General features: G+C 53.1%; 26 protein-coding genes. 16 read left to right on the top strand and 10 right to left on the bottom strand.

All coding sequences use genetic code 11. From position 1 onward, the window contains the following. Nucleotides 1-14 precede the first annotated feature (14 nt). A complete protein-coding gene (gene ydfG, locus ACMGGU_RS08390; RefSeq protein ID WP_023292548.1) occupies nt 15-761 on the top strand; it encodes a bifunctional NADP-dependent 3-hydroxy acid dehydrogenase/3-hydroxypropionate dehydrogenase YdfG in 747 nt (248 codons plus the stop codon). Nucleotides 762-852: 91 nt separating this feature from the next. After that, nucleotides 853-1,539: a GntR family transcriptional regulator gene (locus ACMGGU_RS08385; protein WP_008502405.1), complete on the top strand. Its 687-nt coding sequence runs from the start codon at nt 853-855 to the stop codon at nt 1,537-1,539. Nucleotides 1,540-1,574: 35 nt separating this feature from the next. On the opposite strand, the gene ACMGGU_RS08380 is transcribed toward ACMGGU_RS08385, so the two are convergent. Continuing rightward, the gene (locus ACMGGU_RS08380; protein ID WP_417929089.1) at nt 1,575-2,006 is read right to left on the bottom strand and encodes a universal stress protein; all 432 of its coding nucleotides are present in this window, start codon (nt 2,004-2,006) and stop codon (nt 1,575-1,577) included. 287 nt (nt 2,007-2,293) lie between these two features. Between ACMGGU_RS08380 and ydfZ the strand changes: the two genes are divergently transcribed. Further along, nucleotides 2,294-2,497 (top strand): putative selenium delivery protein YdfZ, encoded by a 204-nt coding sequence (gene ydfZ, locus ACMGGU_RS08375; protein WP_014883679.1) that lies wholly within the window; start codon nt 2,294-2,296, stop codon nt 2,495-2,497. Between the two features lie 43 nt (nt 2,498-2,540). Here ydfZ and ACMGGU_RS08370 read toward each other — a convergent pair whose 3' ends face one another. The 5 genes from ACMGGU_RS08370 to ACMGGU_RS08350 all read right to left on the bottom strand — a co-directional run bounded on the left by ACMGGU_RS08370 (nt 2,541) and on the right by ACMGGU_RS08350 (nt 8,350). Beyond that, entirely contained in the window at nt 2,541-4,004 is a 1,464-nt protein-coding gene (locus tag ACMGGU_RS08370; protein WP_420300400.1) for a mannitol dehydrogenase family protein, read from the bottom strand. A gap of 219 nt (nt 4,005-4,223) precedes the next feature. Next, nucleotides 4,224-5,591, bottom strand: a complete 1,368-nt coding sequence (locus ACMGGU_RS08365; RefSeq protein WP_420300399.1) for an MFS transporter — start codon at nt 5,589-5,591, stop codon at nt 4,224-4,226. 73 nt (nt 5,592-5,664) lie between these two features. Then, nucleotides 5,665-6,684, bottom strand: a complete 1,020-nt coding sequence (locus tag ACMGGU_RS08360; RefSeq protein ID WP_420300398.1) for a Zn-dependent oxidoreductase — start codon at nt 6,682-6,684, stop codon at nt 5,665-5,667. A 14-nt stretch (nt 6,685-6,698) separates the two neighbouring features. Then, a complete protein-coding gene (gene manD / locus ACMGGU_RS08355) occupies nt 6,699-7,913 on the bottom strand; it encodes a D-mannonate dehydratase ManD (protein ID WP_023292552.1) in 1,215 nt (404 codons plus the stop codon). A gap of 110 nt (nt 7,914-8,023) precedes the next feature. Further along, nucleotides 8,024-8,350: a YnfA family protein gene (locus tag ACMGGU_RS08350; RefSeq protein ID WP_111966763.1), complete on the bottom strand. Its 327-nt coding sequence runs from the start codon at nt 8,348-8,350 to the stop codon at nt 8,024-8,026. A gap of 152 nt (nt 8,351-8,502) precedes the next feature. Here ACMGGU_RS08350 and ACMGGU_RS08345 point away from each other — a divergent pair, with 152 nt between their 5' ends. After that, entirely contained in the window at nt 8,503-8,841 is a 339-nt protein-coding gene (locus ACMGGU_RS08345; RefSeq protein ID WP_023335541.1) for a DUF1283 family protein, read from the top strand. Further along, nucleotides 8,841-9,401: a spermidine N1-acetyltransferase gene (gene speG / locus ACMGGU_RS08340; protein ID WP_048030664.1), complete on the top strand. Its 561-nt coding sequence runs from the start codon at nt 8,841-8,843 to the stop codon at nt 9,399-9,401. Before ACMGGU_RS08345 ends, speG begins: the two co-directional genes overlap by 1 nt. 143 nt (nt 9,402-9,544) lie before the next feature. Here the strand turns inward: speG and ACMGGU_RS08335 are convergent, their stop codons facing one another. Beyond that, nucleotides 9,545-10,255 (bottom strand): YnfC family lipoprotein, encoded by a 711-nt coding sequence (locus ACMGGU_RS08335; RefSeq protein WP_072052294.1) that lies wholly within the window; start codon nt 10,253-10,255, stop codon nt 9,545-9,547. Nucleotides 10,256-10,359: 104 nt separating this feature from the next. Here ACMGGU_RS08335 and ACMGGU_RS08330 point away from each other — a divergent pair, with 104 nt between their 5' ends. The 5 genes from ACMGGU_RS08330 (at nt 10,360) to ACMGGU_RS08310 (ending at nt 15,106) form a co-directional block, all read left to right on the top strand. After that, entirely contained in the window at nt 10,360-10,629 is a 270-nt protein-coding gene (locus ACMGGU_RS08330; protein WP_048030665.1) for a DUF1161 domain-containing protein, read from the top strand. 131 nt (nt 10,630-10,760) lie between these two features. Continuing rightward, entirely contained in the window at nt 10,761-13,199 is a 2,439-nt protein-coding gene (gene ynfE / locus ACMGGU_RS08325; protein ID WP_420300397.1) for a selenate/tellurate reductase subunit YnfE, read from the top strand. A 93-nt stretch (nt 13,200-13,292) separates the two neighbouring features. Continuing rightward, nucleotides 13,293-13,907, top strand: coding sequence for a Tat proofreading chaperone DmsD (gene dmsD, locus ACMGGU_RS08320; RefSeq protein ID WP_111966766.1), 615 nt, complete (start codon nt 13,293-13,295; stop codon nt 13,905-13,907). A gap of 156 nt (nt 13,908-14,063) precedes the next feature. Then, nucleotides 14,064-14,633 carry a hypothetical protein gene (locus ACMGGU_RS08315; protein WP_420300396.1) on the top strand — a complete coding sequence of 190 codons (570 nt, stop codon included), beginning with the start codon at nt 14,064-14,066 and terminating at the stop codon, nt 14,631-14,633. A gap of 248 nt (nt 14,634-14,881) precedes the next feature. Next, nucleotides 14,882-15,106 (top strand): hypothetical protein, encoded by a 225-nt coding sequence (locus tag ACMGGU_RS08310; RefSeq protein ID WP_069719325.1) that lies wholly within the window; start codon nt 14,882-14,884, stop codon nt 15,104-15,106. Between the two features lie 134 nt (nt 15,107-15,240). Here the strand turns inward: ACMGGU_RS08310 and ACMGGU_RS08305 are convergent, their stop codons facing one another. Beyond that, on the bottom strand, nt 15,241-16,962 hold the full coding sequence (locus tag ACMGGU_RS08305; protein WP_262796172.1) for a SulP family inorganic anion transporter: 1,722 nt from the start codon (nt 16,960-16,962) through the stop codon (nt 15,241-15,243). 602 nt (nt 16,963-17,564) lie between these two features. Here ACMGGU_RS08305 and ACMGGU_RS08300 point away from each other — a divergent pair. Continuing rightward, nucleotides 17,565-17,966, top strand: a complete 402-nt coding sequence (locus tag ACMGGU_RS08300) for a hypothetical protein (protein WP_083261466.1) — start codon at nt 17,565-17,567, stop codon at nt 17,964-17,966. 178 nt (nt 17,967-18,144) lie between these two features. Continuing rightward, the gene (locus ACMGGU_RS08295) at nt 18,145-18,528 is read left to right on the top strand and encodes a SecDF P1 head subdomain-containing protein (protein ID WP_069719327.1); all 384 of its coding nucleotides are present in this window, start codon (nt 18,145-18,147) and stop codon (nt 18,526-18,528) included. Between the two features lie 183 nt (nt 18,529-18,711). Here the strand turns inward: ACMGGU_RS08295 and ACMGGU_RS08290 are convergent, their stop codons facing one another. Continuing rightward, nucleotides 18,712-19,119 carry a hypothetical protein gene (locus tag ACMGGU_RS08290; RefSeq protein WP_284961528.1) on the bottom strand — a complete coding sequence of 136 codons (408 nt, stop codon included), beginning with the start codon at nt 19,117-19,119 and terminating at the stop codon, nt 18,712-18,714. 402 nt (nt 19,120-19,521) lie between these two features. Here ACMGGU_RS08290 and ACMGGU_RS08285 point away from each other — a divergent pair, with 402 nt between their 5' ends. Then, on the top strand, nt 19,522-20,070 hold the full coding sequence (locus tag ACMGGU_RS08285; RefSeq protein ID WP_239516612.1) for a hypothetical protein: 549 nt from the start codon (nt 19,522-19,524) through the stop codon (nt 20,068-20,070). A 107-nt stretch (nt 20,071-20,177) separates the two neighbouring features. Here ACMGGU_RS08285 and ACMGGU_RS08280 read toward each other — a convergent pair whose 3' ends face one another. Further along, the gene (locus ACMGGU_RS08280) at nt 20,178-21,014 is read right to left on the bottom strand and encodes a MipA/OmpV family protein (protein WP_163342368.1); all 837 of its coding nucleotides are present in this window, start codon (nt 21,012-21,014) and stop codon (nt 20,178-20,180) included. 203 nt (nt 21,015-21,217) lie between these two features. On the opposite strand from ACMGGU_RS08280, the gene ACMGGU_RS08275 reads away from it, so the two are divergent. From ACMGGU_RS08275 to ACMGGU_RS08265, 3 genes are all read left to right on the top strand, one after another. Next, the gene (locus ACMGGU_RS08275) at nt 21,218-21,895 is read left to right on the top strand and encodes a response regulator (RefSeq protein ID WP_395299173.1); all 678 of its coding nucleotides are present in this window, start codon (nt 21,218-21,220) and stop codon (nt 21,893-21,895) included. Further along, nucleotides 21,895-23,283, top strand: a complete 1,389-nt coding sequence (locus tag ACMGGU_RS08270) for a sensor histidine kinase (protein ID WP_395299172.1) — start codon at nt 21,895-21,897, stop codon at nt 23,281-23,283. The genes ACMGGU_RS08275 and ACMGGU_RS08270 overlap by 1 nt, the downstream gene beginning before the upstream one ends. A 137-nt stretch (nt 23,284-23,420) precedes the next feature. Next, nucleotides 23,421-23,900: an RrF2 family transcriptional regulator gene (locus ACMGGU_RS08265; RefSeq protein ID WP_025760257.1), complete on the top strand. Its 480-nt coding sequence runs from the start codon at nt 23,421-23,423 to the stop codon at nt 23,898-23,900. Nucleotides 23,901-23,948: the final 48 nt, after the last annotated feature.

Genomic DNA, 23,948 nt, shown 5'->3' with positions numbered 1-23,948 from the left:
TGAGGAACAGTGAGATGATTATTTTAGTTACCGGGGCAACGGCAGGTTTTGGTGAAAGCATCACGCGTCGCTTCGTCGCCAACGGGCACAAGGTTATCGCGACCGGCCGCCGTCAGGAACGTCTGCAGGAGCTGAAGGACGAACTAGGCGACAGCATTCTGACCGCGCAGCTGGACGTGCGTAACCGCGCGGCGATCGAAGAGATGATTGCGAATCTGCCAGCAGAATGGCGCGCCATCGACGTGCTGGTCAACAATGCCGGTCTGGCGCTGGGCATGGAGCCTGCCCACAAAGCCAGCGTGGAAGACTGGGAAAACATGATCGACACCAACAACAAAGGGCTGGTCTACATGACCCGCGCAGTGCTGCCGGGCATGGTTGAGCGTAATCGTGGCCACATTATTAATATCGGCTCCACCGCCGGAAGCTGGCCCTATGCAGGCGGTAACGTCTACGGGGCGACGAAAGCGTTTGTGCGCCAGTTCAGCCTTAACCTGCGGACCGATCTGCACGGCACCGCCATTCGCGTCACCGACATCGAGCCGGGCCTGGTGGGTGGCACCGAGTTTTCCAACGTGCGTTTCAAAGGCGATGACGCGAAAGCAGACAAAACCTATGAAAACGCAAACGCCCTGACGCCGGAAGATGTCACCGAAACGGTCTGGTGGGTGGCGACGCTGCCAAAACACGTCAACATCAATACCGTAGAAATGATGCCGGTCAGCCAGAGTTTTGCCGGACTTAGCGTCCATCGTGGCTAACGCTGACCTTCCCGGCCTGCGGGCCGGGTCTGTTTCGGGTTATAAAAGAATGGTAGTATGTTCAGGCTAACTCTCTGAGAAATGACAACTCATGGCCGCTGAATCGCAACTCAATCCCACCCAGCCCGTAAACCAGCAAATCTATCGCATTTTGCGACGTGATATTGTCCATTGCCTGATCCCACCGGGAACGCCGCTTTCTGAAAAAGAGGTGTCCGTGCGTTTTGACGTTTCCCGTCAGCCGGTGCGTGAAGCGTTTATTAAGCTTGCGGAAAACGGTCTGATTCAGATCCGCCCGCAGCGCGGCAGCTACGTGAACAAAATTTCACTCTCTCAGGTGCGCAACGGCTGTTTTGTTCGCCAGGCCATTGAATGCGCGGTGGCGCGCCGTGCCGCAACGCTCATCAACGACAAGCAGTGTTACCTACTGGAGCAAAACCTGCATCAGCAGCGGATTGCGATTGACCGTAAGCAGTTGAATGATTTCTTCCAGCTTGATGATGAATTCCACCAGAAACTGGCGCAGATTGCGGATTGCCAGCTGGCCTGGGACACCATCGAAAACATCAAGGCCACCATCGACCGCGTGCGTTATATGAGTCTCGATCACGTCTCCCCGCCGGAAATGCTGCTCCGACAGCATCACGATATTTTCAGCGCGCTGGAAAAACGCGACCCGGACGGCGTGGAAAAAGCGATGACGCTGCATCTGCAGGAAATTAGCGAATCCGTGCAGCTGATTCGTCAGGAAAATAGCGAGTGGTTTAGCGAAGAGTAATATTACGCCGCCCCCTTTCGGACGCGGCGATAGGTTTAGCGAACGACTAACACCGGAATTGTGGCGTAGCGCAGGATAGATTCCGCATTTGATCCCAGCAGATGGGTGGTGATGCCCGGATTTTTCGACCCAATGACAATCACGTCATATTCCCCCTCCTTGCTCAGCCTGATAATTTCATCGCGGACGTTGCCAAAGCGCACCAGGCTGTCAATTTTCTCCAGCGAGATATCGAACAGTCTTTTTAACGCGTTCATTTTCTTACCGGATTCCTCGGTCATATACTCTTCGAACTTTTTAATATCGGCATTAAATCCGCGCAGCAGGGAGCGGCTGCTGGCCGGCAGAATATTGACCAGGGTAATCGAGGCGCCCTCTGCCTTCGCAAGGTTTGCCGCGTGGCGAACCGCTTTGTCGCTCAAATCCATTTCAAACACATCAACAGGCATCAAAATCTTCTTATACATAAGCCTGACTCCTTATTCCGATGAAAGGGTTATTTCCTGTACCCAGAATGGCACCGGGAATATAAACCAACCCTCAACGCTTCCCTGCTGAAACTATCAATAAATGAAAATAACGGTCTGCTTTGTCAATTGCTGTCGTGAACCGTCAGCGCCCGGCACAATAAAGAAAAAAGTGTGAGTTTGATCAAAAACAAAAACATGTGATGCAGACAGGCGTATTTATATGCTCCGTGAACGGCAACCCTGAAATAACGCCGTAACGAACAGGTTAGAGAGGAGAAAATACCATGATGACATACGACCGTAACCGCAATGCAATCACCACCGGCAGCCGCGTCATGATTAGCGGCACGGGCAAAACTGGCGTGATTAAAGCGATCCACAGCGACGGGCTGGATGCCGCGCAGGTGCGCCGCAGCAAAACGGTTGAAGTGGAAGGATGCGAAGGTAAGTTCGAACCGATTGAGCTGATTCGCCTGGGTATGCACTAAACGGTGCGTAGACATGCCGCCGCGAACGGCGGCATGTGCTGAATTACCGTTGAGACACGTACTGTGCCACGGTCGCTTTCGCCCCCTTTTGCAGCAGCGTCTGGTACGCCTTCATCACCGCATCAACAAAGACGGCTTCACGCGGTAATTCCTTGCCGAAGATGGCCTCGATGCCGAGCAGCGCCTTGACCCGGTTTTCCCCTTCCGCACTGCCTTTAACCGCCGCCTGAATCACTGCCAGCTGCGGATCGCTCACGTCAATCGCATTACCCTGCTCGTCCACGCCGCCGACATAGCGCATCCACCCTGCCACGCCCAGCGCCAGCAGCGGGAAAGGCTTCTGATGCACCAGGTGCCAGCGCACGGAATCCAGCATGCGCTGCGGAAGCTTCTGGCTGCCGTCCATCGCAATTTGCCAGGTCCGATGGCGCAGGGCCGGGTTGCTGTAGCGGGCAATCAGGAGATCGGCATAGCGTCCTAAATCGACGCCTTTGACCTTCAGCGTAGACGCCTGCTCGTTGAGCATCAGCGCGTGCGCGGCGATGCGGTAATGTTCATCTTCCATACACTCATTGATATGCTGGTAGCCCGCCAGATAGCCCAGGTAGGCCAGAAATGAGTGGCTGCCGTTAAGCATGCGCAGCTTCATCTCTTCAAACGGGATCACGTCCGACACCAGTTCAGCACCGGCTTTTTCCCACGCAGGACGCCCTGCCACAAAGTTATCTTCGATTACCCACTGGCGGAACGGTTCACAGGCCACCGCCGCAGGATCGCGCACACCGGTAAGCTGTTCAATTTTATCCAGCGTGTCGGGGGTGACCGCAGGCACGATGCGATCCACCATGGTTGACGGGAAGGTGACGTGGGATTCGATCCAGTCCGCCAGCTCACCGTCTACCGCACGGGCGTACGCGCAGGTGACATTGCGCATCACGTGACCGTTCTCTGGCATGTTGTCGCAGGACATTACGCTAAACGCCGGCAGACCTGCCGCCTTACGGCGCGCGAGCGCTTCCACGACGACACCCGGCGCAGATTTTGGCTGGTGCGGGTTTTGCAGGTCGGCGACGATAAACGGATGATCGAGCATCAGTTGCCCGGTCGCCGGCGAGTGGCAGTACCCTTTCTCGGTGATGGTCAGAGAGACAATCGCGACCTGCGGGTCACACATCGCCGCCAGCACCGTCTCCAGCCGGTCAACCTGCGCATGAAGGGCCTTTTTGACCACGCCCACCACGCGGGAGGTCCACGCATCGGCAGACATTTCCGCCACGGTATAGAGATTATCCTGCGCGTTCAGATCGGCAATCTGCTGCTCACCACCAATCAGGTTAACCTCACAGTAGCCCCAGTCGCTGCCGTGCTCAGCGGCGAGAATATCGGCATACACTGCCTGATGCGCCCGGTGAAATGCGCCAAAGCCTAAATGAACGATGCGAGCTTTAAGGCTGTCGCGATCGTACTGAGGCAGCGTCGCATTGGCCTGTAATAAGGTATTTTCCATGATTAAGACTCGTTAATTAGAAAGCTGTGGATCGCTGCCGCTCTTTCTGAAGCGGCAGCGCCTGCTGACTACACCAACTAGAATGGCAGTTGGGGTAAAAAATTACTGCCATCAACCATACTGATACTGCCGTTTGAGATTTTGATTTATATTAACTTTTGGTCATGTGGTGTGACATAAAAACAAAGTTGTGTGATAAGTCACGCAAGCTATAAACCGCTAGCGGCGCGAGGAGACAGCGCCGTAACCGACCGTCTCTTTTGTCGCAGACTCAGCTGCGTCATGCGGCGCGCTCAAATCACGGTCGCGCACTTCCGGCATCAGGATCGCCGAGACCAGTCCAATCACGGAATAGGCCACCAGCATGGCAACAATCGGCCACCAGGAGCCGGTCATATTGCAGAAGATCCCTGCCAGCACCGGACCAAAACCCACCGCCACCAGACCACCCGCCTCTTTGGAGATGGCCATACGCGTAAAGCGATTTCGCGAGCCAAACATCTCCGCCATGGTGATATTTTCCAGCGCGAACAGCCCCAGAACGGCGAAGTTATGGATAACGATGATAGAGAGCATGATCGTTCCCGGCGCATAGCTCTTATCGACGATGATCGACAGCATTGGGTACGCGAGCAGAATGGCGGAGATATTGAGGATAATGTACGGCAGACGGCGCCCCACTTTATCGGAAAGCCAGCCCAGCAGCGGGATGGAGATAAACCCGAGAATGGAGCTTATCATCAGCGCATCGGTAGGGATGGCTTTATCGAACAGCAGTGTCTGGACCAGATAGCCCGCAAGGAAAGTCTGGATCAAACCTGAGTTGCCTGCCTGGCCGAAACGCAGACCTGTCGCCAGCCAGAAGGATTTGCTTTTCACCATGGAACCGAGCGACGTGTCCGGCTGCACGGTTTGTGCATCGTTCACTTTCTCAAAGACCGGACTCTCTTTCAGGTTCATGCGCAGCCAGATGGCAAAGATCATCACCACGACGCTGGCGAGGAACGGCACGCGCCAGCCCCAGGCAATCAGCTCTTCACGATCGAGAGCAAAGAACATCACCGCCCAGATCGCCGTGGCGCTGAGCGTCCCGCAGTTCGTGCCCATCGCCACCAGCGAGGAGATGATGCCGCGTTTTCCTTTCGGCGCGTACTCCGCCAGCATGGTCCCCGCCCCGGAGATCTCAGCCCCGGCGCCCAGACCCTGAATGATGCGCAGCGTCACCAGCAGAACCGGGGCAAAAATCCCGATCTGCGCGTAGGTCGGCAGGACGCCAATCAGCGTGGTGCAGATCCCCATCATAGTGATGGTGATAAACAGCACCTTCTTACGGCCAATGCTGTCGCCCATTCGGCCAAAGATAAAGGCCCCGACGATGCGCGCAATATAGCCTGCGCCGTAGGTCCCCATCGCCAGGATCAGCGCCATCGCGGCAGACTGTTCGGGGAAGAAGATCTCATGGAAGACCAGAGCGGCCCCCAGCGAATAAAGCTGAAAGTCCATGAACTCCAGAGCGGTGCCAAGCCAGCCGGAAACGGCGGCTTTCACCAGATCGGCGGTGGATCGTTGCGGTTGTACTTGTGTCATGATGGCTATCTCTGAAAGGTAAGATGCGAACCACATAGAGCCTGTCTGCGCAGGCTCTTAATCGCGTAAATGATTATTGGCCGAACGTCAGTAAGACTTTGCAGCACTGCCGCTGATCTTTCTCAAACAGTTCGATGGCGTCTGTTACGTGGTGATAGTCAAAAGTATGGGTGATCAGTTTTTCCGGGTCGATCAGCCCCCTCTTCAGCCAGTCGATGACGACCGGGAATTTGTTGGCATTCAGGCGCGAGGAGAAGATCGCCAACTCTTTGCCGGTAATGCCCTGCTGAACAATCTGGCTCGGCTCGCTGGAAAAGCCCATCAGCACGATGCGCGCCGCTGGCGAGGCCAGGGTTATCGCTTCCTGCAAAATAGATGGATGGCAGGCGGCATCAATGATTAACGTCGGTTTGATGCCTTTTTCCTCCAGCGCGGCCTGCAGCGACTGCTCGCCGTTATTAAAGACCCAATCCGCGCCGCTGCGCCGGGCCATCGCCAGGCGCTCGTCTATGCGGTCAACCACGATAACCTGCTTCACCTGATAGACGCCTTTCAGCGCCTGCACGGTGACCAGTCCCATCGGGCCAGCGCCGTAAATCAGTGCGACGTCCTGTTCCGTCGGTTTCACCTGTCCCGTTACGTTGGCGGCAATGGTAAAGGGCTCAACCATGACGGCGTGTCGATCGGGAATGTCATCCGGAATGGCCCAGGCATTTTGAGCAGGCACTGCCGCATATTCACTGAAGCCGCCATCACGGTGCACCCCCAGCACGACCAGCGAGGTGCAGACGTTCGGTTTTCCCACGGAGCACAGGTAGCAGTGTCCGCAGCTGATCACCGGGTCAACCGCGACGCGCTGGCCCAGGCGGGCAGCGTCAACCCCTTCGCCTGTGGCGTCAATCACGCCAAAGAACTCGTGGCCGATCGTGCGTGGGTATTTCGCAAAAGGATTATGGCCGCGATAGATGTGGCTGTCCGACCCGCAGATACCCGCCAGCGTGATTTTCACGCGGACTTCGCCTGCGCCTGGTTCCGGGCGTGGCCGCTCTTCAATCATCAGTTGGTTTGGCTGCTGAATCACTACGCTTTTCATCGTTCGCTCCTCGCTTACCAGTTCCACAGCGTGCCGTCTTCAAGACGGGCTACCGGCAGATAGGCCGGATCGTACGGGTATTTCGCTGCCAGCTTTTCATCAAACTCAATGCCCAGCCCCGGCTTGTCGCCCGGATGCATATAGCCGTTATCAAAGCGCCAGCTGTGCGGGAAGACCTCCAGCATCTGTTCGGAGTAGCCCATGTATTCCTGCACGCCAAAGTTCGGTACCCACAGGTCGAAATGCAGCGCGGCGGCATGGCAAACGGGCGACAGATCCGACGGACCGTGTGAACCGGTACGCACCTGATAGAGCGAAGCAAAGTCGGCGATGCGACGCATCCCGGTAATGCCGCCCGCGTGGGTAATGGTGGTGCGGATATAGTCGATAAGCTGCTCTTCGATAAGCTGCTTGCAGTCCCAGATGCTGTTAAACACTTCGCCTACCGCAATGGGGGTGACGGTGTGCTGGCGGATCAGGCGGAAGCAGGCCTGGTTTTCCGCAGGCGTTGGATCCTCCATCCAGAACATGCGGAATGCTTCGATGCTCTTGCCGAAGCGCGCCGCTTCAATTGGCGTCAGGCGGTGGTGCATGTCGTGCAGGAGGTGCTCATTGAAGCCAAATTTACTGCGCACCGCGTCGAACAGCTTCGGCGTGAAATCGAGGTATTTTTCGGTGGACCAGAGCTGCTCTTCCGGCCAGTCGCCTTTGGTCGCAGGCTCGTAGGCCAGCCCCTTTCCTTTGGCCATGCCGTAGGTGGTTTTCATGCCCGGCACGCCGCACTGCACGCGGATCGCCTTAAAGCCCATCTCTTTATGACGGGCGTAATCTTCCAGCACGTCGTCAATGGTGTGGCCGGTAGTATGGCAGTAGACCATCACCCCTTCCCGGGAGGCGCCGCCCAGCAGCTGGTAGAGCGGCATGTTGGCCGCTTTGGCTTTGATATCCCACAGCGCCATATCCACGGCGGAGATGGCCGACATGGTAACCGGACCGCGACGCCAGTAGGCGCCTTTATAAAAGAACTGCCAGATGTCTTCGATGCGGTGCGCATCGCGGCCAATCAACTGGGGGCAAAGGTGATCCTTCAGGTAAGAGGCCACGGAGAGCTCGCGTCCGTTTAACGTAGCGTCACCGAGACCGACAATCCCCTCATCGGTGGTGATTTTGAGGGTGACAAAGTTCCGCCCCGGGCAGGTAACAAACACGTCAGCCGCGACAATCTTCATAATTCCTTTCCTTACATCGTTCGTTGTGATGCTGGAAATCCACCCACCAACCCTACTACCATACAAGTATAATGATCATAAAATCAGCTAACGATCACAAAACCCGGGGCTCACGCGCGCCCCCATCCCGCCACAATAATCAGCATACCGCACAGGGCAATCAGCGCCCCGGCCCAGTCATATGCGCTGAGTTTGATGCCGTCCACCACGCGTAACCACAGCAGCGCCGTGCAGACATAGACGCCACCGTAGGCCGCGTAGACGCGCCCACTGGCCGCCGGATGCAGCGTTAACAGCCAGACAAACAGGGCCAGCGCGACGCTTGCCGGGATGAGCAACAGTACGGATCCTCCCTTCTTCAGCCAGAGCCAGGGCAGGAAGCAACCGATGATTTCGCATAGCGCGGTGGCAAAAAAAAGCAGCGTCGTTTTAAGCATATTTCACGTCAGGTGAGGATTTATTTAACCATCATACCTGATGATGCCCTTTACTTTTCCATACTTGCTCCGCGGGTATGCCGTCATTTCGCTTTAGTGTAGAATCTGTACGGGGTAACTTGATTATCTGCACCCATTTAAAAGGAAACGCTATGACCACATTAAGCAAACGCCTTTGTCTGACAGCCCTGCTGGCGCTGTCTTCGTTCGCCTTTGCCGCCTCTGCGACAGCGGAAACTAGCAAGCTCATTATTGAGTCTGGTGACAGCGCGCAAAGCCGTCAGAACGCCGCCATGGACAAAGAACAATGGAATGACACCCGTAACCTTCGTCAGAAGGTCAACAAACGTGCTGAAAAAGAGTGGGACAAAGAAGATGTCGCTTTTGACGCGCGCGATAAGTGTCAGCAAAGTGCAAACGTCAATGCCTACTGGGAGCCTAACACCCTGCGCTGCCTGGATCGCCGCACTGGCCGCACGGTAGCCCCATAATGTCGGTGTCCTGCGACGTTAAACTCCGTCCGCTGGAGCGTGAGGACCTGCGCTTTGTCCACCAGCTCGACAACAATGCCAGTGTGATGCGCTACTGGTTCGAAGAGCCTTACGAGGCGTTTGTCGAGCTTTCCGATCTCTACGATAAGCACATTCACGATCAGAGTGAACGTCGTTTTGTGGTGGAGTGTGAAGGTGAAAAAGCCGGGCTGGTGGAGCTGGTTGAGATCAACCACGTTCACCGCCGGGCGGAGTTTCAGATCATCATCTCCCCTGAGCATCAGGGAAAAGGCCTTGCGTCACGGGCGGCTAAGCTGGCAATGGATTACGGATTCAACGTTCTGAATCTCTACAAGCTTTACCTGATTGTGGACAAAGAGAACGAGAAAGCGATCCATATCTACCGCAAGCTGGGCTTTATGGTGGAAGGCGAGCTGATTCACGAGTTCTTTATTAACGGTGAATACCGCAACACCATCCGCATGTGCATTTTCCAGCATCAGCACCTGGCCGGACACAAACCGTCAGGCGCCAGCCTGCTGAAACCTACCGCGCAGTGAGATTGATGACAAACCTTGTCATGAACCATTGCGCTGTCTTTCTTGCCGGGTGGCGCTGTGCTTACCCGGCCTACAGGGTGCTTCATTGTAGGCCCGTGCAAGCGTAGCGTCGCCGGGCGAAACGTACAAAATGCACGTTACTCTCAGTAATATTCAATCGTGTTCTTGATGGTGTACTTGCGCTCAACGGCAGGTTTGACGCTGTCGTCCGTGATCGTCAGATCGCAGCTCACCGGGTTATTGTGGCGGTCGTAATCGCAGCTCTGCTTCACGTTGCCCAGCGGCTTATCATTCAACATGCTCACTGCCGAGTAATCCATTCTTTTGCGAAGATCTTTAGACGGCGTCGACTGGACGGACAGATGCTGATCCCCGGAGACGGTGGTTTTGCCCAGCGGGTAGCCATCCGCGTCGTAGCGATACTTCACTTCCATCTCTTTGCCGTGCGCCGCCACCACAAAACCGTTGTCGTCGGTATCCCACGTCACCCCGGCTGACGGCAGTTCGGCCAGCTGGCATTTCCCCTGCAGCTTCACTTTGCGCTGCTGGGTTTCTGCGTCGAGATAGTAATTGGCATCCAGCACCAGCGCCACGCCGGTGTTGGCCTCCAGGTCGTGCAGCTCCAGCGTATCGAAACACCCTTCCGTCGAGACGGTGCCGGTGACCCGTTTGGACACTTCGCCCTTCTCGTTGAACAGCGTCTGGGTAAAGTCTTTGACCGGCCCGCGCAGCGGATCAAAATCAAACTCGTTTGAAAAACTCGCCATCTCGGGCGTAAACGACAGCGGCGCGGAGCTGTTGTCGCACCCCATCAGTGTTGCTGCCAGTAGCGTTATCGCTGCGTATTTCTTCACATTTATTACCGTACAGGGAGATTATTCCCAATCATATTAGCAAATACAGTTGTTTACACGAAGCCTGCTAAAATTAATCTCTACACAGAGAAAAGGAGCTACAGATGAAACGGTTACCCTGGATTACCGCCCTGCTGTTAATGAGTGCCTCAACGGTCGCGCTGGCGGCACCGGATTCCTGCGAGCGCGTGAAAAGCGACATTCAGCAGAAGATTATCAACAACGGCGTGCCTGAATCAGGGTTTACGCTGAGCATTGTGCCGAACGACCAGGCCGACCAGGCGGGCACGCAGGTGGTGGGCCACTGCGCCAACGACACCTTCAAAATTTTATACACCCGCACAGGCAGTGGTGCGGCAGCTGAAGCTCAGTAATTGACCCTCAATCCCCTTTGATTTGATGAGGATTAATATTTAATACCCCCAAATAAGTAACACTCACCCCATCATTAGCCCGGATATCATTTCGGGAAAAATAATACGCAATTATAATGATGGGGTGAGCCATGTCCGATATTGAACATCACGGCGGAATTAGCCGTCGAACTCTCGTGAAATCTACGGCGATAGGTTCTCTGGCGCTTGCCGCTGGTGGGATCTCGCTGCCTTTTGGTTTAAAAAGCGCCGCCGCGGCGGTGAAGCACGCCGTCCAGCCGCCTGAAGATACCGTGGTGTGGGGCGCCTGCTCGGTCAACTGCGGCAGCCGCTGTGCGCTGCGTCTGCACGTGCGTGACAACGAAGTGTACTGGGTCGAAACGGACAACACTGGTGAGGATGTGTATGGCGATCACCAGGTGCGCGCCTGCCTGCGCGGACGTTCAATTCGCCGTCGCATCAATCACCCTGACCGTCTGAACTACCCGATGAAGCGCGTGGGCAAACGCGGCGAAGGTAAGTTCGAACGCATCACCTGGGATGAAGCGCTCGACACGATCGCCGCCAGTCTGAAAGACGTGGTGGCCGACTACGGCAACGAAGCGGTGTATATCAACTACTCCTCCGGGATTGTCGGGGGCAATATCACCCGCTCCTCCCCTTACGCTTCGCTGGTGGCGCGTCTGATGAACTGCTACGGCGGTTTCCTGAGCCACTACGGTACCTACAGCACGGCGCAAATTGCCTGCGCGATGCCCTACACCTACGGCAGTAACGACGGCAACAGCACCTCGGACATCGAAAACACCAAACTGGTGGTCATGTTCGGCAATAACCCGGCAGAAACGCGCATGAGCGGCGGCGGGATTACGTACTATCTGGAACAGGCCCGCGAGCGGTCCAACGCGCGCATGATTGTTATCGACCCGCGCTACACCGACACGGCAGCCGGACGTGAAGATGAGTGGATCCCGATCCGTCCGGGTACCGATGCCGCGCTGGTAGCGGGTATTGCCTGGGTGTTAATCGACGAAAACCTGGTCGACCAGCCGTTCCTCGACAAATACTGCGTCGGCTATGACGAAAAAACGCTGCCGGAAGGCGCGCCCGCTAACGGTCACTACAAAGCGTATATTCTCGGCCAGGGCGATGACCACACGGCGAAAACGCCGGAGTGGGCCTCACGCATCACCGGCATTCCGGCGGATCGCATCGTTAAGCTTGCCCGCGAAATCGGCTCCGCGAAGCCGGCCTACATCTGTCAGGGCTGGGGACCACAGCGCCAGGCAAACGGCGAGCTGACCTCCCGCGCCATCGCCATGCTGCCGATCCTCACCGGAAACGTGGGGATCAACGGCGGGAACAGCGGCGCGCGTGAGTCCACCTACACCATCACCATCGAACGTATGCCGCTGCCGGATAACCCGGTCAAAACGCAAATTTCCTGCTTCAGCTGGACGGACGCTATCACCCGCGGTCCGGAGATGACCGCCCTGCGCGACGGCGTGCGCGGCAAGGATAAGCTGGACGTGCCGATTAAGTTCATCTGGAACTACGCGGGCAATACCCTCATCAACCAGCACTCCGATATCAATAAAACCCACGATATCCTGCAGGATGAAAGCAAGTGCGAGATGATTGTGGTCATCGATAACTTCATGACGTCGTCAGCGAAATATGCCGATATCGTGTTGCCGGACCTGATGACCGTCGAACAGGAAGACATCATTCCTAACGATTATGCGGGTAACATGGGCTACCTGATATTCCTTCAACCCGTGACCGCGCCGAAATTTGAACGCAAGCCCATCTACTGGATCATGAGCGAAGTGGCGAAACGCCTCGGGCCGGATATCCATCAGAAATTTACCGAAGGACGGACGCAGGAACAGTGGCTGCAGTATCTGTATGCCAAAATGCTCGAAAAAGACCCTCATCTGCCGTCCTATGACGAGCTGAAAAAAATGGGTATTTACAAGCGTAAAGATCCGAACGGCCATTTTGTGGCCTATAAAAAATTCCGCGAAAACCCGGAAGCCAACCCGCTGAAAACGCCATCGGGTAAGATTGAAATATACTCCAGCAAGCTGGCGGAGATTGCGGCCACCTGGGAGCTGGAAAAAGATGAGACCATCAGTCCGCTGCCCGTCTACGCATCAACGTTCGACGGCTGGGATGCGCCCGAGCGCGCACAGTTCCCGCTGCAGCTGTTTGGTTTCCACTTTAAGGCCCGTACCCACTCGAGCTACGGTAACGTTGACGTGCTGAAAGCCGCCTGTCGCCAGGAGGTCTGGCTTAATCCTGTCGATGCTGAAAAACGCGGCATTAAGAACGGCGATACGGTGCGCGTCTTTAACGACCGCGGCGAGGTACGAATTGAAGCAAAAGTGACGCCGCGCATCATGCCCGGCGTGAGCGCTATGGGCCAGGGTGCCTGGCACGACGCCAATATGAGTGGCGATCGCATCGATCACGGCTCCTGCATCAACACCCTCACCACCCACCGCCCTTCACCGCTGGCAAAAGGCAACCCGCAGCACACCAATCTGGTGCAGATCGAGAAGGTGTAGCGGGTGAATGGCGTGGTCGTGGTTTATTCTATGGTTTGTATTATCGGTTAACACAGTCGCGCGGACACTCTCCGCGCGAACAAGGAAGATGTAATGAAAGACGTCTCACATCGTGAATCGTTCGCGTTCAGCGCCCGGGTGCTGGGCGCGCTGTTTTATTTCTCGCCAGACAGCGAGCAGGCCGCGCCGCTGGTGCAGGCCCTCACCGCAGGGGATTGGGTTCAGGACTGGCCCCTGCCGTCGGAAACGCTGCAGCCTGTAGCTGACACCTTTGCCGCGTCTGCCGATGAGCCGCTGAAGGACGCCTGGCAACGGCTGTTTGTTGGCCCTTACGCCCTGCCCGCGCCACCGTGGGGCTCCGTCTGGCTTGACCGCGAATCCGTACTGTTCGGCGACTCGACCCTCGCTCTGCGCCAGTGGATGCGGGAGAACGCTATCGCATTTGAAATGCAGCTGAATGAACCGGAAGATCACTTCGGGACTTTGCTGCTGCTCGCGGCCTGGCTGGCTGAGAACGGCCGCGATGCGGAGTGCGCTCAACTTCTGGCGTGGCACCTGCTGCCGTGGAGCACCCGCTTCCTGTCCGTGTTTGTCGACAACGCCGGACATCCGTTTTATACCGCGCTCGGTAAGCTTGCGCAGCTGACACTCGCGGACTGGCGATCCGGGCTCCTTATTCCGGTTGCGGAAAAAACGCTGTATCGCTAAGGGGTGTGGCTTGCTCGCGGATAGCGAGCAAGCTACGGTCAAAAGAGGAAGCTTAAAAAATTTAACTCGAAACAGGAGGCATATTGAATTTAATAATATAAAATAGCTTTTCCTGGTAAGGTCAACACTTTCGTTTGATACATACAAAACAAAACCATGACTAAAAATTATTCTTTCGAAGATAAACGCAAGAAATTACTTGTTACAGCCGTGATATTCAGCGTTTTAGGTGGATGGTTCTGGTATATGTCATGGGCATCTGGCATCTCCCATAATACTATATTAAAAAAATCCGCTCCTGAATGGATGACATATATTTCACTTGGCGTTTTGATTGGAACAATTTTTGTTATGCGCGCTTTTTACCTGCGCACTTTTAACAAAACATTAGAATATATTGCCAGTGCTTTTTTTAGCGGCTTTTGCCTTGGGTTTGTATTGAGCTTAAATTGCTATGATATTTATGTCTATCTCTTCCCGGACAAAATAATTGGCTATGAATCTGAATATGAGGTTGTCTTTCCGGGGCCTTCGAGAGGTAAGTATGGCCATTGTGAAGCGGGTCTCTGGTTAAAAGATCAGAACACCAACAGATGGATTCAGCTTTGTACAAACAAAGAATATCTGCACAGCCACCGTAAGCAGGGAATGACTGGGGTGTGGGTAACGGCTCGTGTGAATAATATTGGAAGTTACATTGTGAATTATGAGTTTATTTATTTGTAGGCACGACCCTATCTATTTTTGTTCCGGCAAAAATGAATGGTACTCAAGGTCCGCTCCTTGCTTATAGCCGTCAGCCTGATACGTCGCACCACAGATTGCGCATTCACAGCGGAGAAACCGGCTATGGGCAGGGTCATCTCAAAATCGAATCAGGGTAAATTTCATTCATACCCCCACATTTAGTGGTGGATACGTGACGACTGTTCATCTATTCTGCTTTTTCAGCGAGCAAGCCGGAGTCATTTTTAGTGGATAATCCCATATTTCTGAAAACTATCATTATCTTTATTCTCATCCTGTGGGTAATAGACGTAGTCAGGAGAAAGAAAAAAAAGCGTTATGACTCCGCTATAGCAGAGGCTAATGCCAGAGAACGCTATGAATGGCGCTATCTCAGATGGAGTTGGCAGGCAATACGAGTGGCGGCGGCAGTGTATATCTTTGTTCAGCTGATTCAGTTTTTACTGAGATAGATGGCAGAAGAAGGTAAGACAGGCTAGGAACACCTCACTGTCCAGGCCAACTGTAGTTGCGCCTCGGTGGTAGAAAGTGTGAGGGTTCCCTGCCTGCCAGTAGCATGCGTTACAAGCCTTTAACCAGTATTTGGTTATGTATCACTGACTGATTCCCCCTCACTCGCACTCTCTTTACTTTGAATGAAGCGAAGTGCCAGGTAGAGGTCTGGCGCCAGAATCATGTCATCATCATTCATTGTTGGCCGACTGTCTTTAAACCAGCGTGTTAATTCCGTTTTCCTGCCCGCAAGGATTAATTTAATCTGTCGGCCTTTCAGGTCACGCTTTAACTCATTAATGGTTGCCAGGACGCTGATGTCTGAATAGGTGAAGCAGGCAACGGCATCAATGACCACCCATTTAGGTTGTATGGCTGCCCCATCAACCAGGTTCAATACCCGACGTTTAAAATAAGCCACATTAAAATAGGTCAACGGTGAGTTAAATCGATACATCAGCACGCCCGGGACCATTTTAATATCGGTGGTATTCCCTAACGAATGAATCATTCCATCTTCGTCAGTGCCCAGCAGGTGCTCAGAGGGACGAAATACTGTACGAAGGAATTGTAACAACCCAAGCAACACCGCAAGGCCAATCCCCTGGATAACGCCGATAATTAAAACACAGCCAAACGTGAAGAAGGCCAGGCGAAAGGCCTGTTTATTTCTGCGTCTCAGGTTCCATAGTCCACGTAAATCGATTAATGACCATGATGCATACATTAGAACAATACCTAACGCAGATACCGGAATGTATTGTAATGGCTGAGTGAAAAACAGCACGACGATACCGATGATCAAGGCGGCGACCACGGAAACCAGTTGGCTTTTTCCCCCAACCGAATCATTCACCGCGGTCCGGGAATCGGCGCCACTGATAGCAAACCCCTGAGATAACCCCGACATAATGTTCGCAATACCCAGCGCACGGAACTCTGCATCCGCATTAATTTCGTAGCCATTTTTCGCGGCAAAACTGCGGGCGGTCAGCATCAGACTGACAAAACTGACCAACGCCAGGTTCAGCGCCGGGATCACCAAATCACGCATCGGCCCCGGCTGGAACGCCCCCCAGTGAACGACCGGTAAACCAGGCTGGAAGCCATCTCCCCCTATCGTGGCAATACCGTACTGTTGCGCAGAGGTCACCCATACCAGTGCCGTTGTTATTACAATGGCGATTAAAGGTGCTGGCCACTGGCTGCGATACGTTTTGATCACCATTAAAATAATTAACGTAAAAAGGGATATTCCTACGGTTAATAAATGGCTATCTGAAAGTCGACCTGGCAAGGCGATTATTTTTTCAATAACCTGCGCCTCATCAAGCTTGATCCCCAATACCTTGCCTAATTGCCCGACAATAATCGTCACGGCTACGCCATTAAGTAATCCGGTAAGAATGGGATGAGAAAGCAGATCCGCGAGCGCGCCCAGGCGAAATTTACTTGCAAGGAGGCACCACCCGCCCATCATCAATGTCATGATGATCGTCAGCTGCCAGTGCAGTTCGGGATTCCCGGCAGAAAGCGGAAATACGACGGCCGCAATCACCGCACAGGTTGTGGCATCAGGGCCCACAATAAGCTGGCGTGAAGAGCCAAACAGTGCGTAAGCTATCATTGGTAAAACGCAGGAATAGAGCCCTACAATTGCCCCCACACCCGCCAACTCAGCGTAAGCAATCGCAACAGGGAGCGCGACAGCCGCAACGGATAACCCCGCTTTAACATCATGTTTTAGCCAGCTTTTATCGTAGGCCAACAAATTTTGTAGCCCTGGCATGTAGTTCAACAATAGCTTTCCGAACACGTTATTCTCCGGACATGAATATTACCCACGAAATGTTGCCACACTTTAAACTGAGGTTCTGGCTTTCAAATGCTCCGGAGGGAGGCCCCGCCGCTCAGGTCCTGTAAATACTTAACAATTTTATTATTCTGACTGGTGTTAAACATAGTTCAAAAACGAACGGTTAGTCGGAGGTGGAACCGGCAGCAAGGTCACCGACGTTGTAACCCGTTATTGGTAGTTGAAAAGAGGCCAGGAAATACGGAAGAATATTTAAACATTACTGAAGCTAAAATGGATTGCGGGGTAAGAGATGGGAATGTCTCAAGCAGTAAAGAAAATCGCTGTGGTGGCTATAGTGGTGAACCTGTCCCCTGGATAGAGTAACTGACAACATTTCCTGGGCTGACATGAGTGCCGCTGACACCCGCTATGAGAGCGATTGCAAACTTCCGCTCCTCGATCCAAACTGACCTACTATTTCTGCAATGTCAGTTTTGTGCCAGGGGCGGACATTAAGAACAAGAGTCTTAGTTGGTCAACGGGGAGCAGGTCAGCGGTTGTTGTCAATGCCAGGCTTCAAAGTTTTAAATATTGCATTCATAATGGTAGGGACTCTACACATGAAAAAACAATTGTTACTGCTTATATTGCTCGTCACTTCCCAATCGTGGGCAAATCAATCCTCCCCTGGGGAGCAAGCTAAACAAATGGCTGAAGCAGCATGTCTATACCAATACAATGTTATCTACTCTCGCTTTACTTTGGGTTTTTCTGAGGAAAAAGCAATTCAAGTATCTTCTCAAATACTAACTAATTATTTGGAGAGTCATAAAGAAAATTCAGGGGACTTTTTTCTTTCCTCGATTCGTAGAAGCACAATCGCACAATTACGGGAGTTAGAAGTAAATAAAGCGGCAGTGCAGCAACTAAAAACTCCCCCATCAGATTTTAAAGATAATTTTTTATCCTCTTGTAATGCAATAAAAAAAGAGCAATTGGAAACTATGCATGTTTTTGGTTAAATCCACCATACATGCTGATGAGCTTATTTTTCGGCCATCGCATTTGTTACTTTTAGCCGGCCCTCATAGCATATTTCGCGGCGCTTCAGGCGGTCCGTTGCAAGCCAAAAGCAGACGTTGATAACGTTGAGATATGTTAATTTATGGGGATCAGGTCAACACATAAAAGGAGAAGAAGATGCAAATCAAGTTTGGGGTGTTGTTACTCGTGGTGCTTGTGCCATTGACATCGACTGCAGCAAAAGGGAGTTTTGTTTTTTCGGTCGGTAATGAGAAAACTTCGTTTGACTCTGGATGTGTAAAGTCAATTGATTATGTAGAGAAGGATGAGACAGGAGCAGAGAATTTAGTCTTTAGATTCTCCGATGAATGTGGCAAAAGGTTGTCGGACATGACCCGACAGAATATCGGAAAGCATATGACCGTCACCTACGATGATAATAAAATTACTTCCGCCATGATTGCCTCGCGCCTGAGCACCAGTTTCAGAATATCCACAAAAGACATACCAAGAATAATATTAATGCAAATACTTAATGATTATGATGGTGTTCGTGATTAACCAGAAAAAAGCGGCAAATAATAATTTATTTGGCTATGTAAAAGTCATTCATAAATACTATTTCCGCTCTTCGCTCAGAGCGGATATCGATCTTCGAGTCGATCCGCGCCGTGACACGATCGGATCTTTCTATGGCTATTGCGTGTCAAAAAATTGAGCGCATGCCGCATCAGCATATCATATCTATAAGTCAATTTCTCTATCTGCAACATAAATCACACCTTTCACTTCATTTGGCAATGTTTCATATTTCAATGGTGTTTTTGGTTGCGAAATTAATTTATACCCATCTTGTTCATAGTTGTAGCTGAACAATCCTTTACTTGACATCTCAACAAATGAGCGCAGATAGCAAGAACGTTCATTTTCATTTGAAAAAGCAGGCAGATTGCCTTCTATCACATAGACCTCTGACAAGGGTTCCAATGAGTAAATATAATCAAGAATAAAATTATAGTCCTCGACAGATGACTTGATCCTTTCAGGAATCGGCCCCTGACCTGCTGTTGCAAAATGCGCTAAGTACCCTTCCTGGCTGGATAAAAACCAGTCCAGATCATATTCTAAAAAGTCATCGTCCATTTTCGTCATTTTTTAACACCAAATATCTTTGTTCATTTCTTACACCGTAGAATCACATCGCCACTACCTGACCAGATGCGATGACCTACCCCCGGTAGATTATCACATGCTAGTGTTAGTCCTGCATCTGATACAGAATGGATTAAAGGACCGTTTTTCGCTCACTGCGAACCTTAAGCTCAGTCAGATCGTCCGCATCGAGCCAGAGGCGGACTGTACCAGCCGTGTACTGAATTGAGATGACTCGCATGGAACTGTCTGACAAGGTCCGCGTTGTCTGCACCGAAAGCGAACATTTTCCCGTTCCCGTGACGCAAGATCTCAACTTTCCGTATGTATGCTAAAATTTGTACAGCTGCAGGCCAAAAATTAGTTCTTATAAATTCAGTACGTTAGCCAAAGTGAGCGAATATGGATAATATTCCACATAAGCAGACAGCACGTAAAAGATACCCCGCATGGCTGTGGTGCGGAATTTTTTATCTGGTTACATGGAATTGCTCTGCAGATGAAATAAATCTGTATTCTATAAACACGGGCTCATACGTTTATCATCTGACAAATAATCACGGACAATACACGGAGAACTTTGAAAACAAGTTTATATCCGTGGAGAGGAAATTTTCGGATACATCGAAATATAGTGTTGTGCTAGGCACAATGAAAAACAGCTTTAATGACAGATGTCTGGCTGCCGGCGTAAGAAGAGACTGGGCTGGGTGGAATAACGGTTGGGTTTTTAAGGGAATCTATGGATATGTAGGCGAATTTTTCTTTGATACATTCGATGATTGTGGCGACCATGGTTCATACCATGATTTTAAAAAAGTAACCGGGATAGGATTTTCCCCCTACATATATCACGGATTCCAGTATAATTTTACGTCTTATTTTGGCATGGATGTGGGTATTATCATCCCTTCCGTGTTTGTCATCACAGCACAATGGAGCTTTAGATAAATCCGTCAACCACGTGTGCTGTAATTGTCAGCAAGAGGTTCCGCCCCGCCATCTAAACCGGAGCGGCTTATATACGGCTCAAGACCACCAGCCGCCGCAACCCACAATTAAAAACTGTACGTCACCTTCAAACTCCCCGTAGGCGACGTTTTGCGTTGCACAATCGGACTATCACCCGCATCCCCCGTCAGCTGCGTCACGCCCGCTGAGGCAAGCACGCTCCAGCGAGAGGTGAGCTTGTGGGTCCAGTCCAGGTTCATCGACCAGGCATAAACCCCGGCCCCGGCGTCATGTCGGGCAAAGCCCGATGCGGCCGACTGGGCGGCGTTGACCCCGTAATACGTCTGCATATACTTGTCGGATCCCCAACTGCCGGTCAGCGCCAGCGTCACCGCATTTGTTGGTGAGGTATAGAGCGGGCTGCTCAAGCCGAAATGCACCGCCTCTCCGTTGTCTCTCTCAGACACCGGAACCTCAGCCTGCAGCTGCAGATTCAGCCAGTCGGTCACCTTGTACCCCAGCCCGGGCACGATGATTGCCGAGCCTTTAATCTCTCCCATCCCTCGCAGCTCGTCGCTACCGGAGCTGATCGAATCGCTGCTCACGTCTTTATCTTTACGGCCAACTCGATAGCTCAGCGCTGCGCTGTAATCCAGGTTGCCAACGTTGTTACCGTAACCGATCCCTCGCGTGGTGCCGATAAAGAAGCCATTTGCCATGGAATAATCCACTACCTGAGCCGCTGAGACGCGGGTTTTATCTGAACCCGAGTAGCGCGGCCCCACATCCACGCCGCCCCCCAGGGTTAAGACGTTACCCTGGCGCTGTTCTTCCGCCAGTACAGGCGTAGCCAGTAACGCCAGAACGACGCCCGGCACGAGGGTTTTCAGGCAGCGGTCCGAAAGTAAATGAGGGAACGTATGACGCAGTTCGATATTTCTCATTAAGGAAGTCCTTATGGATTCAAATGATGACGATGCAGGCGGTTAAACGCCGGAACGCCCATTTTGAAGAGTGACCCTAAGGTTCTTATGAGCCGAAAATGAAGAAACACTGAAGCGCGGGCAGGTGCTGTCATCCGGACAGATTTCCTGCTACCGTTTTTTTCTTAAGTTATTCTTCATTCACGGTTGATACCGTTACCAATGTGAAAATTCTACTTATCGAAGACGACCTGGATCTCGGCAATGGCGTACGTATCGCCCTCTCAGATCAAGGATTTGACGTCATATGGGTTCGCCGTAAAGAGGATGCGTTGCATCAGCTTGACGTCTGCGTGCCGGAACTTATTTTGCTCGACCTGGGGCTGCCCGATGGCGATGGCATGAGCCTGATGACGCGTTTGCGTCAGCAACTCAAGGGGATCCCCGTCATCATCCTGACGGCGCGAGGGACGCTGCAGGATCGCCTGTGCGGGCTGGATGCCGGCGCGGACGACTATCTCGTCAAACCCTTTATTCTCGCCGAGCTGCTGGCGAGAGTGCGAGCCCTTGCACGGCGCAGCTACGGTTTTGAAAATGAGGCGATAGAAATTCGTGGGCTATCCCTTCATGTCCCGACGCGCCGCGTGACGGTGAGTGCGCGGCATATCGATTTAACGGCCAGTGAATACGCGCTGCTGGAAACGTTGATGCTGCGCGCGGACCGCGTGCTGACCCGGCGGTTTCTGGAAGAAAGGATATTCGGCAACAAAGAGAACATCAGCAACGCGCTCGACGTGCATATGGGAAATTTACGGCGAAAAATCGGCGACGGCTATGTGCGAACGGTCCGGGGCGTCGGGTACGTTATTGATACCGTCTCAATACAGAAGGTGACCGGTTAATGCAAAACGTCTGGTATCACCTGAGGCGTCCGACGCTGGTACGGCGAATTATCATCGCCCAGATGCTGCTGCTTACCCTGCTGTGGTGTCTTTTTTTAACCTTTATTCTGTGGGAGGACCTGCGTAGCCCCCCTATCCTCACGGGCAGTAAAACGTACGAAACCGTTTTTACCCTGGCTGAGCGTATGGACGGACGCCCGCAGGATCGTACCGCCGTGCTGGAGACCTTCAGCAAGGCGCTGCGTGAAGGTTACGGCGGAGGGGAAGATCCCGTGCTATCGATTAACCTCATCGTTCGCAAAAATAATGCCGTTATTTTTGCCTCCGACGGTGCGCCCGCAGGGATAACAAACACCCGGTTCGGCGAACTGGAGCATGTTCAAAGTGGTGATCGAACCTGGACCAGCCGCACCCTCAAATCCCCGCACTCCGACGTGGAGGTTACCCTTTTCACCCCAGCCAGCGGCTGGAACTTCTTTATCTATCTGAACTCACGCGGGTACTACATCCTGCCGCTGCTGGTCTGCTTCCCTTTTCTGCTGTTTCCCGCGTGGCTGTCAATACGCATTGCGATGCGTCCCTGGAATAAGGTGGTCAATGAGATTACGTTACGCACGCCGGACGATCTCTCCCCGTTAAAAGCCGTACCGAAGCACAGAGAGCTTCGCCAGATGGTGGACGCGATCAATGACTTTCTTGCCAGGGTGCGTGAAAGCGCGGAAAGGGAGCGTGTTTTCATCGCGGATGCCGCGCACGAGCTGCGTACGCCCCTCGCGGCGATGCGCATCAACGTGGAAGCGCTGCAGTCTTGGGTCATCAGCGAAAGCCAGCAGGAGCTGCTTGCCGGCGTGATCCGCAGCAACAGCCGCGCCGCGCGTCTCGTCAATCAGCTGCTGCTGATGATGCACAGCGAAGCGCGTATTGATACGGCCATGGAGCCCGTGCCGCTGACGACGCTCATCCAGGCACGTATGGCCGAGCTGGAGCCCTTAGCGTCTGCGCGGAGGATCGAGCTGGAATTCTTTGCGGAGGATGAAGTGTGGATCTCAGGCGTCAGGGAACGCCTGGTGTCGCTGATTGATAATCTCATTGAGAATGCCGTGAAGTACAGCCCCGAGGGCGGGCGGATTCAGGTCGACGTGCGTGCAGGCGATCGCGTCGTTCAGCTGCGCGTCTCCGATGCGGGCCCGGGTATTCCGGTCGAGCTGCAGGAGCGCGTGTTCGACCGCTTTTTCCGCGATCCCAATCAGGTGCAAAGCGGCAGCGGCCTGGGGCTTGCCATCGTCAAAGCGGTGGCGCAGCAACACAACAGCAGCGTAAATCTGAGTACCTCTGCAGAAGGTGGCCTCCTGGTGACGGTTGACTTCCCGAACCGCACGTTTAGCTAAAGCAGAACAGGGGGTTTGATCGCAAATGCCGCAGATTGCTTCAAAATAATTACCGTATTTGTTATATTGTTGTTTATTGCTTATTCACCTCTGCGGTGCCAAAAAGAACAAGATTCACCGCAACCCAGGACAGAGAAATGTTAGATTACCGCTTCCCGACAGCTTTGCAGATGGTTCTCAGCGTAGCGATGGCGGAGCAATTGGGTGAACGTTCAACGAGTGCGATTCTGGCCTATGGCCTGGAAGCGAACCCGAGCTTCATCCGCAAATTGATGGTTCCGCTGACGCGAGACGGCATTATCGTCTCAACGCTTGGCCGTAACGGCTCCATTCATCTTGGTCGCCCGCCGGAAGAGATCACCCTGCGCGACATCTATCTGTCGGTCATCGAAGATAAAAAGCTGTGGGCGTCGCGCCCTGACGTACCGGCTCGCTGCGTGGTCAGCGCTAACGCGTGCTGGTACTTTAAATCAATTTCCGAAGAGGCCGAGCAGGCGTCGTTAGCGGTACTGGCCCGCCATACCGTAGCAAGTGCCCTGGAAGCGGTGAAAAACGCCGACAGCAGCGGCTGGGATCCGCTCCCCGACCTCATCGCCCAGTATCAAAAAACGTCTTAACGTTTTACCTGATGCAAAAAAAAACCGCCTTCACAGTGAAGGCGGTTT

Origin of the sequence: Enterobacter sp. BNK-8, assembly GCF_048685095.1 — a bacterium.
Taxonomy (GTDB): Bacteria; Pseudomonadota; Gammaproteobacteria; order Enterobacterales; family Enterobacteriaceae; genus Enterobacter; species Enterobacter quasiroggenkampii.
This window is presented reverse-complemented; position numbering and strand designations above follow the sequence as displayed.